This window comes from Streptomyces sp. BF23-19 (assembly GCF_041106355.1).
Lineage (GTDB): Bacteria > Actinomycetota > Actinomycetes > Streptomycetales > Streptomycetaceae > Streptomyces > Streptomyces virginiae_A.
On record NZ_JBGBPT010000070.1, the window covers coordinates 1 to 13,543 of the forward strand.

10 protein-coding genes and 1 pseudogene are annotated in these 13,543 nt (G+C 67.9%); 6 read left to right on the forward strand and 5 right to left on the reverse strand.

From position 1 onward, the window contains the following. Positions 1-343: 343 nt before the first annotated feature. The 4 genes from AB8A24_RS31405 (at position 344) to AB8A24_RS31420 (ending at position 7,030) form a co-directional block, all read left to right on the forward strand. Positions 344-2,023 (forward strand): hypothetical protein, encoded by a 1,680-nt coding sequence (locus AB8A24_RS31405; RefSeq protein ID WP_369478190.1) that lies wholly within the window; start codon positions 344-346, stop codon positions 2,021-2,023. 55 nt (positions 2,024-2,078) lie between these two features. Then, positions 2,079-3,578 carry a hypothetical protein gene (locus AB8A24_RS31410; RefSeq protein WP_369478191.1) on the forward strand — a complete coding sequence of 500 codons (1,500 nt, stop codon included), beginning with the start codon at positions 2,079-2,081 and terminating at the stop codon, positions 3,576-3,578. 126 nt (positions 3,579-3,704) lie between these two features. Then, entirely contained in the window at positions 3,705-5,747 is a 2,043-nt protein-coding gene (locus AB8A24_RS31415) for a DEAD/DEAH box helicase family protein (RefSeq protein WP_369478192.1), read from the forward strand. Positions 5,748-5,755: 8 nt separating this feature from the next. Further along, complete coding sequence (locus AB8A24_RS31420) at positions 5,756-7,030, forward strand: hypothetical protein (RefSeq protein WP_369478193.1); 1,275 nt, start codon at positions 5,756-5,758, stop codon at positions 7,028-7,030. A gap of 57 nt (positions 7,031-7,087) precedes the next feature. Here the strand turns inward: AB8A24_RS31420 and AB8A24_RS31425 are convergent, their stop codons facing one another. Beyond that, a complete protein-coding gene (locus tag AB8A24_RS31425) occupies positions 7,088-7,522 on the reverse strand; it encodes a hypothetical protein (protein WP_369478194.1) in 435 nt (144 codons plus the stop codon). Between the two features lie 101 nt (positions 7,523-7,623). Then, positions 7,624-8,565, reverse strand: a complete 942-nt coding sequence (locus tag AB8A24_RS31430) for a hypothetical protein (RefSeq protein ID WP_369478195.1) — start codon at positions 8,563-8,565, stop codon at positions 7,624-7,626. Positions 8,566-8,941: 376 nt separating this feature from the next. Between AB8A24_RS31430 and AB8A24_RS31435 the strand changes: the two genes are divergently transcribed. After that, a complete protein-coding gene (locus AB8A24_RS31435) occupies positions 8,942-9,280 on the forward strand; it encodes a hypothetical protein (protein WP_369478196.1) in 339 nt (112 codons plus the stop codon). Positions 9,281-9,305: 25 nt separating this feature from the next. Here the strand turns inward: AB8A24_RS31435 and AB8A24_RS31440 are convergent, their stop codons facing one another. Continuing rightward, positions 9,306-10,493: a methyltransferase domain-containing protein gene (locus tag AB8A24_RS31440; protein WP_369478197.1), complete on the reverse strand. Its 1,188-nt coding sequence runs from the start codon at positions 10,491-10,493 to the stop codon at positions 9,306-9,308. Positions 10,494-11,012: 519 nt separating this feature from the next. Between AB8A24_RS31440 and AB8A24_RS31445 the strand changes: the two genes are divergently transcribed. Beyond that, positions 11,013-11,945 carry a hypothetical protein gene (locus tag AB8A24_RS31445; RefSeq protein WP_369478236.1) on the forward strand — a complete coding sequence of 311 codons (933 nt, stop codon included), beginning with the start codon at positions 11,013-11,015 and terminating at the stop codon, positions 11,943-11,945. 107 nt (positions 11,946-12,052) lie between these two features. On the opposite strand, the pseudogene AB8A24_RS31450 reads toward AB8A24_RS31445, so the two are convergent. After that, a pseudogene (locus tag AB8A24_RS31450) lies at positions 12,053-12,655 on the reverse strand (IS5 family transposase); the annotation flags it as partial. 57 nt (positions 12,656-12,712) lie between these two features. After that, entirely contained in the window at positions 12,713-13,207 is a 495-nt protein-coding gene (locus AB8A24_RS31455) for a hypothetical protein (protein WP_369478198.1), read from the reverse strand. Between the last annotated feature and the right edge of the window lie 336 nt (positions 13,208-13,543).

Sequence of the window (13,543 nt, forward strand, 5' to 3'; positions counted from 1 at the left end):
CACCACCACCACCCCAACCCCACCAACCACAAAGAAGCGACGACCACCCCGGTTGAACCCCCGCCACACCGGCGCTGCGCGGTTGCCCCGGGGCCACCTTCTCCACGACGGCGGGAGGATGCGGGAGAGTGCGAGATGGCAGCAGCCCTCTCGCCACGCAGACCCGCACATCTCCACATCACGAAGAGGCGAAGCTCCCCTGATTGAGCGCCACCCAACGCAGACATGACCTGTGCAGTGCCATGTGTCAGCGGGCGGTGAGACGCTTGAACATCGGCATCAGGGAGGGGCGCACATGGCGATTGAATGGGACCACATCACCCAGCCGCGGTTCGATCGGATCGTGGAGGCCTTGGCGCACCGGCTGTACAGCGAGGACGCCGAAGTTGAGGTGATGAACGGGCGCGGCGGCGACGGCGGGATCGACATCAAGGTGACGCTGGACGGGCGCGTGCGGATCTACCAGCTGAAGTACTTCCCGGAGGGCTTCCCCGGCTCGTACCAGGGGCGCAGAGCAGGCATCAAGCGGTCGTTCAGGAAGGCGCTGGAGCACGATCCTGATGACTGGGTGTTGGTCGTCCCCTGTGCTCTGACGCCGTCAGAGCGCGCGTTCGTCATGGGCCTGGGCGGGGGTGTCGAGCGGCCCAGGATCCGTGTCCTGGACCGTGCCTGGCTGGACGACAAGTTGGCCCTCCACTCGGACCTGGAGGCCTCGTTTGTCCGGGACGATCTGCGGGAGGCGGCGCGAGACTACGGGGCGGAGCTGGCGTTCTTGGCGGGCGGCACCGGCGACATTGACCAAAGGGTCGGCGCTCTGGGCCGGCGGATCGATCGTCTCGATCTGCACTGGTCCATCGATGTGGCCTACCGCAACGGTGCGGTGGTCAAGACCCTGCGGCCGAAGCACCCCCGTGCACATCAGGTGAGCCCGATCTACTTCACCGTCCGCGGCCATCTGAAGGATGCCGATCCCGGCCTGACCGAGGCAGTGCGGCGCGTCGTGGGATTCGGTACCGCTGAGGAACTCGTCTTCCCCGCCTCGGTCATCCAGGAACTCAGCGTGCACGGCCCGGAGTGGCTTCAGATCGACGGTGAGAGCACCGAGGTTCGGATGTCGCGGCTGTCCCCCGCGCCAGGCGAGGGGCAGAAGGTCGAGCTGGTCTTCCTCGACGGTTCGGGCGGCGTGCGATCGGTGCACGAGGGGACCGTGCGGGCCTTGGGGAAGGGGCAGCTGGGGAGCAGCCTCGACCTGCAGTTCACCGGGTCCCGAATCACGATCTGCCACGCCGACGACGCCAGTGTTCCAACGACGGTGAACTGCGCGATCGACTTGGCCGGCCTGTCCTGTGTCGATGCTCTCCAGGCCCTCGACATCTACGGTCACGTCATGGAGGGCAGCGTCTTCCGCCTGCGCCTCAACGGCCAGGAGATGGCGTCAGGCACGTTCCCCGGGGCGGCCTTCTCCCGCGACGACTACGAGCGGCACGCCCGGCTCCGGCTGAGCGTGGAAGACCTGCACGTGGTGCAGCAGCACGCGCGGCACTACTTCGCCGTGCCCAGCGAGCTGCGGCCGGCCGACCGCGTGCTGCTGCGCATCGCCCGGCTCCTCATCGACGGGCACTGCGTTGCCAACCCGTTCCTGGCCAGCCTGACCATGGAACTCAACGGCGAGGACTCCCCCGTCCTGCGCGCGCTCCTGCTCGGCAATGGCGCCGCCAACAGAGCGCTGCTACCTGACTTCGCGATCCCGTTCGGCGACCGCGATTTGCCGCTGGGGACCGTCCACATCTACCACCCCCGCGTCCTGGCCACAGACGGCGAGCAGGCCCTGCAGGCCCTGGCTGCGGGCCATGCGGAGGGTCACAAGGTGACGCTGCGCCCCGCCAACGGCGAGCCGTACCGCTTCTACCTCGACCGGCCCGGCGACACCACCGACCTCAGCACCCTGACCCCCACACCACTCGGAATCCCCGGCCCCAGCTCCCGGACGTCCGGCCCTCCGGATAGCTCGCCCAGCACGTAGGAGCCGCGCCGATCGAGACTCCCCGAGACACAGGCGGTGGGGCAGAATCGTGCTCATGGTCCGCTCGTTCTGCAGCGCCCCCGTATCCGACCGCGAGTACCTGCAGCGCGTCCGTCGGCACCCACCGAGCTCCTTGCTGCGGCTGATAGCGCGAGTCAGCTCACAGATGCCGACCAAGATCGACTGGCCCACGAACCCCAACTACCGGCCATGGGCTCTGGCGGACGCCGCTATGGTCTCGCTGGTACGCAGCAACGAGCACAGGCGGCGGCCGGCCAGCGACGAAGACCTGGTCGAGATCCTCGCCCAGTACCTGGCGCTCGACGACCCGATCCGCCACCTGCCCGTCGGCGAGCGCCTGGAGGGTTACCTGCTTCGGGTGGCCGGTCAGCAGTTCACCTGGCAGGAGGATGACTTCTCCGAGCTCGCCCGGAGCCTGGCCCTGTTGATTCACACCGAGCCGACCAAGCAGCTGGAGGTCCTCACCGATGGCTGGGAGCAGGACCTGCTGGGCTGCTCTTTGTCCGACTACGTGGGGCTTGGCCAGCTTCTCTACACGGCGGCGATCAATCGGCAAGGCCGGTTCGACTGGGCCTGGCTCCCCGAACACGAGCTCACCGCTTTCGGTGGCCTGAACAGCCACGCGGTGATCTCTGCGGTGATCGAGCGGCACTTCGCGACCGGGGCGCAGGAGGAACGCGCGCTAGCGGCAGCCGCTGGATCCTCGGACCCGCTGCTGCGCCGGTACACGCCCAACCGGCTGCGTTCCCGGCCACTGGTACGCGGCTACGGATGCGACTACCTCATACCGGTCACACCCGCCGTGCTGGGCAAGGTAAGCCCCATGGGCCTCTACTACACCGCGCGAGACCACTACCAGGACGACGAGGTGTTCCTGGCGTTCACCCGGGACCTGGGCGAGCTCTTCGAGCAGTACGTCGGCCGGAACCTGGGCCTTCTGCCCGACAGCACCGTGTATCCGGAGATCGTCTATGGCAAGGAGAACAGGAAGAGCGTCGACTGGATCGTGGTGCTGCCCGACCTCGTACTGCTGGTGGAGGCCAAGGCGGCCCGGCCCACTACATCTCTCAGGCTCGGGCCACAGGACAAGTTCAGCGACGAGCTCAACCTGAAAGTGGGCAAGGCCGTGGGCAAGCAGATTCCCAACACCGTGAAGTGCATCCGCGACCGGACGCCTGAGTTCGCCCACATTCCGCACGACCTGCCGATGTTCGGCATCGTGGTGACCATGGAGCCCTACCACTGGGTGAACGCCCCCGAGTTCCGTTCCGTCCTGCCGCCAGATTCTGACGGGGTATCCACAGTTATCGCCTCAGCTGGCGAGCTGGAGGACGCGGTCGTCTCGACCGGCCCCAGCCTCCGAGAGGCGATCCTGGGTCAGATCGACCAGGCCCCACCCGGAGGGTGGTCCCTGCGCGCCCTGACCAGCGGACGAACCGTCATCAACCCGATCCTTGACGCGGCATGGTCGGCCTTCCCTTGGGGCGACCACCACGCAACCCCAGCCGGCGACACGGCGACGGGCGCATCGTAGGGCAGCACTCTTCTCAATGCCGGATCGATTCGGCATTGCCGACGGGTGGGCGGTTACCGGCTACCGGCCCCGGTTGTCAGTGGCCCGGTTTACGCTGCCGGTCAACGACGGCCCGAGGGAGCTGGCATGGAGCTCGATCCCCAACGCTTCTTCAGCGGCAACCAGCGCAAGGTTCTGTACTCCCTCGCCGGTGGGCTCTGCGAGCTCTGCGGTGAGGAACTGGGCTCCGGCTGGCACGCCGACCATCGCATTCCCTGGGCCGCAGGCGGCCCGACAGTCATTGAGAACGGCCAGGCCCTGTGCGCAGGGTGCAACCAGACCAAGGGGGACGGGATGTTGCAGTACTTCCAGGACAAGTTCAAGGCGCGCCCTTTTCAGGCAGACGTGGTCACTCAGGTTCTCGACGGCATCGAGTCCGGGCGCGACCGAACTGTGGTTCTCGCCTCTCCTGGATCCGGAAAGACCCTGGCTTATCTGTCGCTGGCGACGCGCCTGTTCCGGGAAGGCCGCATCGACCACATCGCCGTCTTCGTACCTCGCGTTGCTCTCGCTCAGCAGTGCGAGGTGGGTTGGCAGCATCTGACGCCGGACAAGCGCCCAGGGGGACTTTGCACCCTCTTCGAGGAGCCGCGGTTCGGGAAGATCTGGCACCGTACCAACGAGGTGCCGCTCACGGCTGGCAGGGGCACCGGCTTCGTGGCCACGTACAGCGCTTTGGCGACCAGCGAATCGATCTTCGTCGAATGGGCAGCCAAGCACCAGGGCAGGTTCCTGCTGATCGCGGATGAGGCCCAGTTCTGCGGGGACTCCCGGGACGGCGATGGCGGTGGGACCCGGGCCGGCACGCTCATCCAGAGGCTTCACGAGCATGCGCTCCACACGCTGCTCCTGACCGGTACGCCGTACCGTGCGGACAACAACCCGCTGGTCCTCGCCGACTACGAGGACCCGCAGCACGGGGACGCGAACGGTCTGCGGCGTTTGGTGAAGCATGCCGAGGCCACTTACGCGGACGGGATCGCGGAGAACTACCTCCGGACGTTCGAAATGCACCTCACGGAAGCACGGGTCTCGCGCCGCACGCTCGGCGACCCCTCCGACCGCATGAGCGGTGACAGTCTGCTCACCTACAACCTGTCCGACGACGGCGACGGCCTCGCGGAGGTCCTCCGCGACCCCAAGACGTGGGAGCCGCTGGTCGAGCAGGTGGTCTCGAAGGTCCGCGACAAGCAGAAGTTCAACCCCGCCTACCGCGGGCTGATCTCGTGCATGGGCCAGAGCGAGGCCAGGAAGGTCCAGCAGTACCTTCAGGCCCGCCATCCGGGGCTCCGAGTCGGGATCGCCGTCTCATCCGACACGGACGCTCCACGGGCACTGTCCGAGTTCCGATCGCTGCCCATGGACATCCTCGTGACCGTGCGGATGGCCTTCATCGGCTACGACTGCCCGCAGATCACCGTCGTAGGGATCCTCACCCACTACCGGGACCGGGGTCACCTCATGCAGCTCGTCGGCCGGGGTCTGCGCGTGTGGAGCGACATGCCGCCCCGAGAGCAGTCCTGCCTGATCATCGCCCCCGACGACCCCAGGATGAAGGAGTTCCTCGAACACCTTCGCGGCCTGCGGGAGGACGGCCTGCGGCGCGTCAAGGAGCGGGAGGCAGGTGAATCGGAGTCAGGGCCTTCCAGCGAAGGCCAGCTGTCCCTGTCCTACGTGGAGTCCGCGGTGGCGACCACCACAAGGGCGGCCAGCAACGACACCGACGTCGAGTCGGACGAGCTGCTGCTGATCGAGTCCATCAAGGTCGAGGTCGACTCCGCTGAGGACGCGACGAAGTTCGCCCGGTTCCTGGAGCTCTACGGCATCAGGACCAAGCTGGGAGACCAGGTCCCAGGACAGCGCAACGACCAGGACAACGAGATGATCGTCCAGGTCCCCCAACCTCCTCGCACCGACAAGGAGATCATCGACGACCTCAAGAGCAGGACCACCAGCGCCATCACCCGGTACCTTCGCAAAGCCGGCGTCGCACCTGGTTCCCCGGGCTACCAGGACGCCGTCACGAAGGCCACCTTCAGGGTGAACGAAGCCGCTGGCTACACCGCGAAGACCGCCAACACCGTGGACCTCGCCGAGAAGCGGCTGCAGGCCGCACTAGCCCTGAAATAGGAGGGCTCATGAGCGTACGCATAGAGTCGAACTCGCAGCTCACCCCAGAGCAGGAGCGGGTCTACCGGCTTCGAAACGCCGCGGAACGCGATGGCGGAACCCCCGGAGGCTTCCTTGAGCTGATGGCTGCCGTCGTGGCAGACGACACGTGGCGGCAGATCCCCTCCGCCGTCAACGCCTCGGAGCCGTTCTCGTCCTTCGCGGAGTTCATCGAGGCGAAACCGCCCTTCGGGCTGGGCCAGCGCGTCGAGGATGTGCACACCCTCCTCCAGATGCGTCACCCGCACGAGGCGGCCGCCGAGTTCCGGGCCAAGATGGACGCCATGCGCGCCGATGTGCGCCGGCTCCTGGCAGAAGACGGCATCACCGGCTACTCGGAACAACAGCGCGACCGCGACATCCAGGCGTGGGCCGCGCTCGACAAGTCCGGCAGCTGGTGGCTGGCGTTCTTCGTGGCGTGCCAGGTCTCACCACAGCCCGCGGCTGGGGAGACCAGGCGGAAGGCCAACTCGAAGATCTCTGCCAGCGAATTCGCCCGGCGGGCGGGCACGTCGGCGGACCGTGTGCTGCGCTACTACAAGGCCTGGGAAGACGCGTACGCCGCCGGCGCAGTGCCCGTCGGGTCCGACCAGCTCCATCCCGGCCACGAGCCGGTGGAGCTGCCCCCGTCCGACGACTGGACTCTGTACTACAGCAGCCGGCGCAGCGCGTCGACGGACCGTGGCGCGCTCATCAGTGCGGCGGCTGAAGCACAGGGTATCCGTCCTACCAAGGCCCTTGAGGTAGCGGAGAACCCCACTGCGCTCCGTGCCGCGATCCTCGCCGACCCCAGGACCGCGGATGCCGCGCGCGCGGCACTCAAGGCGCTCACCGTTGAAGAACGCCGAAACGAGCACTTGGAATACGTACGCCAGGTCGCGGAGGGCGGAAAGGCACCAGTGGGGTCGGGCCAGGTCCTGGAACTGCCCGAGCAGATCAGAGCCGAAGTGTCCGAGCAGCTCGCCGCAATTGCCGAGCAGTCCTCGGACGCCGACGCCGTGTCCAGCGCCTACGAGACCGTGCAGGAACTCGTCGCAAGGGCCGTTGAGGGGAATCCGGAGCTCCACGCCAGCGAGCAGCGGGCACGATTCCAGACGGCCCTCAAGGCCACCCGAAGGAGCATCGGCATCATCGACCCCGAGCGCCTCCCCGCGGTCATCGACGACAGCCTCCGCGAGGAGATCACGGCGCTGCAGGAAATCGTCAACACGCTTGTCGCGAGCATCGCCAGCCGCGAACGCTGAACACGGACATGCGCCGGGCCCTCCCTTCAGGCGGGGCCGGCGCACGACGACCCGAGGTCAGCGCTCGCGCACTATGTCGCCACGGCGCACCTTGTAGTGCCGCTCACGTACTTCTGGGTCGCTGACCAGCGTCGTCTCCCCGACCTGTGTCCAGCGACGCCAGTAGGCAGCACCACCATGGTTCTCCCCCATGCACGAGCACACACAGTCGTCACCCTCCGCGGCCTGGCACCGCTTGTCGCAGCGCTGCCTCATGGAGAACTCCAGGTAAAGATCGATCTCCCCGAACTTCAGGGCCATCGCTTCGACCAAGGACCGCAGGTGTGGACGCGCGATCTCCCAGCGTGCGGGCACCGCATCACGGTTCCACGTGGGGCGCATGTACGACCCCAGCTCGTCCAGGATCCAGCGCTTGTTAGATCCACCTTCATAGGGCATCCATGCCTGAAGCCGCACTTGTCCCACCGGGCGTCGCACCCAGGGATTCGTCACCGGCTACCCCCTCCGCGTCGTATGTCCCACATCTTTGATCACCAGCGCGGCCAGCGCTAGGCCCGAGGTGCTGCAGAGCGCACCGCCCAGGAGAGTGCCGCCTATGCTTCCTGCCCTGCTGCGTTCTGGATGGCTGCGAGCCACCGGGCCATGAAGTCCTCGGCCGAGTCCAGTTCTCCGGGGCGGCGGAAGATGCCCTCGATGTGCTCGGCCATGACCTCGTTGAGCTGCTCACTGAGGTGGTCGAAGAAGGGGTCCAGGCACAAGCTGAGAAGGTTGGCCGCCTCGACCTTGGTGAAGCTGCGGGCTGCCGTGAGCACGATTTCGCCCATGCCCAGCTCGTCGATTTTGGCGCGGATGGCTTGCTGGCCGGATGTGTCCGGGAGCAGTAGGCCGTGCATCAGGTAGAGGCTGCCGCAGAAGCCGAAGATGCGGGCGACTTCTCGTGCGCGGGCCAGCCGTGCAGGGCTGGCGTCTTCGGCTTCGGCCACCACGTCACGCTGCCGTGCCGCGTGCAGGACATCGTCCAGAGCTCCGTCACGCTCAGCGTGCTCAAAGGCCGCGGCCAGCGTCTCGCAGTCGAGTCCCAAATGCAGTCCGGAGCTGGTCATCGCCTGCGCGAAGCTCTCCCCGCTCACCTCCGCCTGGGGCAGTCCGAGCAACGCGATGAGGTTCACCATGCTGCGCTGTCCACCGCGTGGTGGTGGCTGGATGTCCTGGCTGCTGTCGAGGAGCGCTTCACGCATGCGTCCCGGATGACCGAACAGGCCGGGCGAGCGGGCAAGGAACCTGTCGGCGTCGGCGTAGAGGTCGTCCGTGTCGATGTCGTCGCACGCTCGACGGGCCTGCTCGATCAGGCGTTGGACAGGGCTGCGACGCAATGCCCAGACGAGTGCGTCACGGACTGGCTCGAAGGGCGGTTCCGGTACGGGCTGGCGGGAGTGCGCTCCTGGTGTGCCGGCTCGCATGTACCAGACCAGGACGGTGGCCCGTAAGTCCTTGCCCTGCCCGCTGCAACGCGTCAGGACATCGGCGATCTCCACGGTGCGGGGGTCCAGAACAGATGTCGACCCCCGGCCTCGCCCCAGTGCCGTACGAGCATGCCGCGGGAGCAGGCCGGCTCGCCGCCATCGTTCCAGTTGCGCCGCTGATACGGCCAGGCCGCGGTCGTGGAGGAGCTCAAGCAGCTCTCGATCCGCCGGGGATCCCTCGTTGCGGGTCACGTCCGCACTTTAGAACCCCGCGAAGTGTCGTGGAGCCGTGAATTCGAAGTCTGACTCAATGGGGCGACAGGGGGAGAGGCCTGGCTTCACGAACGTCTTTCGGTCCGTTCGGGGGCACACGGGCCCGTCCCATCGCCTTGGCCCTCGGGGGACGTTCGCTGTGGGCAACCGGCAGAGAGGAAGAGAAGGCACCGACATGCTGAACGATGTGATCACGGGCTCGATCGCGGAGCTTCTGGGTGGCCTCGCCGTGGTCGTGGCTGTCGGCCTCGACGCACGGGCCCGCCGTCGCCGTGGTGCCCGGCGCGGCACCGCGTCGGGCGGAGACGGGGCGGAGACGAGGGCCGCCCGCACGTACACCCTGATCGGTACGCGGGCCCCGGACGGCCACGCGGTGCAGATCGCCAGCAGCCGCCCCGCGGGAACCGTGATCAACCGCCAGCAGCCGGCCGGCGAACGACGGCGGTTCGAGCTGACTGACGCGGTCCTTTCCGACGGCACGTACGCAGCGGAACCCCTCGACTGGTACCGGTGAAGTCCCAGCCTCGAACCGACCGAGATCAGCGGCCGGCCACCGTGATCGCGGGAGAGTCCACCCACACTGCGGTGCCACCGGATGTCACGGTCAGGCCGTACCTGCCGACGCTCGGCCGGCCGAGCTCCTCCCACCGGCGGTATGCGGAGGTGATCTCGTCCCACAGCTGTCGGGACCCGGCCTGGGTGACGGCGAAGTCGGTCGCGGTGCGGCCGTCGTAGTCGACGGCCGCCCAGGATCCGGTGGCGGGGTCTCGGATCTGGAGGCGGGTGTGGGCGTGTTCGCCGCTGGTGTCCCAGGCGAACGAGGCGCCGGGGACGGTGATGCCGATGTGGAACTCGGCATCGAGGTCGCCGCCCGCGACCGCCCACGGTGACAACCCCGTCGACGAGTACGTGGCTGCGCTCGCGGCGCCCTCCGGGGCGGCGGGCGGCTGGTCGGGCTCGGCGTCGGGGCGTGCCATCTGCATGAAGGAGGCGAAAGTATGGAAGCGGCCCTGGGCTTCGCCGTCTCCGGTGGCGGTGAGTGCGAGGGTGCCGTAGCTGCACCAGGCCGAGGTCCAGGGGGCCACGATGCGGCCGCCCGGCCGCAGCTGGGTCAGCCAGGCGGGTGGGATGCGGTCGACGGAGAAGGTGGCCAGGACCATGTCGTAGGGGGCGTTCGGCGGCCAGCCCAGGGCGCCGTCCGCGGCCACGACCGTCGGCGCGAAGCCAGCCGTCTTCAGGTTCTCCTGCGCGTTGGCGGCGAGTGTGGGGTCGAGGTCGACGGTGGTGACCTGCTCGTCGCCCACCAGCGCGCACAGCAGGCCCGCGTTGAAGCCGGTACCCGCACCCAGTTCCAGCACCCGCACACGGGCACGGACGTCGTCCTGGGCGGGGGGTTCGGCGAGGCCGGCGAGGAGGAGCATGCGGGCGACCATGGAGGGCATGGAGGCTGACGAGGACGGCAGGTCGTCGGTGAAGCGGGTGACCAGCGGCTCGTCCGAGTAGGCCGCGGCCAACCAGCGGTCGGGCTCCGTCGTCCGGTCCACGGGTCGGTAGCCGCCGGAGCCGTCGCGCAGCCAGATCCGGTCGGGCAGGAACCCGTGACGGGGTACACGGCGGAAGGCCGCCTGCAGGCGTGCCGGGAGTGGCCGGCCGAGCTGGTCGGCGACCGCCGCGAGCAGGCCGTCGACGAGCGGGTCGGTTGCTGGGGCGTCCGGTGTGGTGGGCACGGCTACTTCTTCGAACCCGGCTCGGTGGGCGGAGGGGGCGGTGGCGGAGGCGGAGGGGGTGGCGGGACAGGCCGGTTCGGCTGGTGCCCGTCATCACCGATCGGTGACCGGTGCTTGCCCTCCATGATCCCTGCCACAGCAGCCCTCCCACGGGTCGAGATCTCCTAACGGTAGAACCGGAGGAGCAGATACGGCAGAGCGCGTGCCGGACACGTAGAGAACCGCATGGCTGTTTCCCGTCCCCGTCTCCCCCCAGGCCGGTGGGTACCGCCGCGGGTGCGTCCATACCCACCGGGCCGCCAGGCGCGCCTGATTCAGCAGTTGCTGACGACTCGCTAGGATCCGCCCTGCGGCAGGAGGCGCACGCCGCGACCTGATGGCCGGTACCCCACGTCGGCCGTACCTCAGGTAAGGGCACCCGGGCTACCAGGCCCGAGGGATGGCCCCGCCGCATGACCAACACACCCGCGCGGTATCGACTCTGCGGGGCAGGTGGGGGCCCTGGAGCGGAGATCGATCATGACCAAAGCCGGCGCCAGCGGAGCAAAGAGCCGAGCCCGCAAAACCCAGCAGGCCACCGGGGTGAAGTACACGACGCTGCGGCGCACCGCCGCCGCGCGCGCTCGTCGCGGCCGCGTCGTGCAGTTCCTCACCGAAGGCTATGAGGTGGCGACCCTCCCGTACCAGATCGCCGCGGCCTGGACCCGACAGGGGCTGCACGTCCTGTTGCTCCACGACTACAAGCCCTACCGCACCGACCTCGACCTGTACTCGAAGCAGGCAAAGAAGCGCAAAGCGGCCGAAGCGCGGCGCCAGGCACATCCCGGCCCTCGAAGCACCGTGCTCCTGCACCCCGACCAGCTGCAGGGCCGTGGCCTGCTCGTCGAACAGCACACCCCGTGGCACGTGCGCGAGCAGGGTGACCACGGAGGCAGGGAGCTTCTCCTTCGTGAGGCGCTTGAGGTCGGCCGGGCTCACTTCGACGTCGTGGTTCTGATGGGCCATGGGGTCTTCGCCCGGTTGTCCCTCGTCGATGACTTCGTGCTCCTGGCCCACACCGCCGAGGGCATTCCCAGCGGGGAGAGCCTCCCCCGCGGGAAGGGCGGCGACGGCCGGACGGAATGGGTGGCGCTGTCGCCGGCGCAGAGCGCCGCCCTTCTGCGGGACCGACACCTCGCGGACCTGCACCACCCGGTCGCCCTTCTCGGCATGGTCACGGCCAGAACCCTGTACACCGGGGACACCCCGCCCAGGCTCGATCCCGAGTTCGTGAAGGCCGTAGAGGAGAACATGGCCTCCGTGGGACTGCCGCTGCTGGGACACATCACCCTGGACGGACACAACGACGCCAAGACCCTGGTGGAACGCCAGCACAAGCCGTCGACAGCGGCCACGGCGCCACCCGACCACGGGGTGGTCGAGACAGCGCAGGCCATCCGCCGCCGTTGGTGACCGGCGCTCGCCCTCCGCCATGTGTCTCGTCTTCGACCGGGGTGGCTGAGCAAGGCTGTGGCTGTGACGGGCGCGCATCCGCTGTTCGCACACCGCGCCCGCGCATTTCGAGGCCTGCCAGGCCCGGTCCGCGAGACGCGGATCTTCTCCAGTACCGCCTTGAAATGGGTGCAGTCCGCCCGTTGACCTGGTGTGACGATCAGGGACAGCGGGCGGCAACGGCCGTCCACGCTCAGGGTAGTTTGGTGGTGAACCCGCCGCGCGAGCGGCCCAGGCCCTCACCTTCCGCGCCACCTCCACCAGGCGGGCGTGAAGGCTCTGCCACGCGGTTTCGCCCTGATGTTCTGCCCGTACGGCCACCCTTTGAGGCGGATACCGGCGCCTGCCGCGTGCTGATGAGCCCGCACGATGGTGGAGTCCACCGAGATGTCCCAGTCGATATCACCTGCCGCGTCGGCTGCGGCCTGGACATGCTGGAGCAGACGCTCCCACGTCCCGTCACCCGACCACAGCCGGTGGCGCTCGTAGACGGTCTTCCACGGCCCGAACCGTTCGGGCAGGTCACGCAACTGCACGCCGGTCCGCACCCGGTGCAAAATCCCGTCGATCATCTGCCGGTGGTCCCGCCACCTGCCACAACGCCTATTGCTGACCGGCAGGAACGGCCGCAGCCGTTCCCACTCGGCGTCTGTCAGATCTCGCCGCCCCATGTCCGCAACAACGACCAGGACACGGAGCAGTCCCACGATTGGCCGGACAAGTCCTAGCTAGTGGGTCGAGTCGAAGATGTTGAAACGGGCGGGTTCGGCGCCGTCGACGAACCGCAGCTGATTGCCGTCGACGATCGTCAGCGGCCTCTTGCCCTCCGAGCCGTCGTACCAGATCTCGTAGTAGTCGTCCTTGTCGACGAAGGTGAACTGGTTGGCCTTCTTCGTTCCGACCCTCATGTAGTCGTCGGGGATCTGGATCCAGCCGCCCTCGTTTTCCTTCGAGGTGACCTGGAGGTAGCCGCCCCAGTTGCCGTCCTTCGCCCAGCCGTCCACGACCTTCAGCCACGCTGCGGGGAGGATTTCCTGGATGGGATCTCCCGGGATCTCGTTACCGGACTTGTCCTTCCTGACGTTGCCGTTGGAGTCCTTGGCCCACACCTTCGGAGTGTCCTCGTTGATGAGGAGGCCGGTTCCGTTGAAGCGCATGCAGTTGCTGGTCTTCTTCTCCGCTCCCGTGTGGATCAGGAAGCTGTTGGTGCGCAGCCGTCCCATGAATGCTCTCCTTCGCGATGATGATCAAGGTCTCCGCTCCATTCCCCGGTCGGCGTCACGGCGAATCGGCCGGGCTCCCCCAACCACCCCTAGGAGGGAGCGCGCGGGGGCGCAGTCCCGGCGTAGGCGTGACATCCCGTGCGCTGCCTGAAGCTGCGGTTCCACCCCATCAGCCGGTGGTGTGACCGGACGTCCCTGAGGCCATGGAGGTTCCGGAGCGGCGATCGGGCACGGGCGACTTCTGATCCGCAGCTTCTGGGGATCGGACGCTGACGACCACTCCCTTGGCTGCTAACCCGCCGACTGCTGCGGAAAACTTCAATGACCTCGATCACC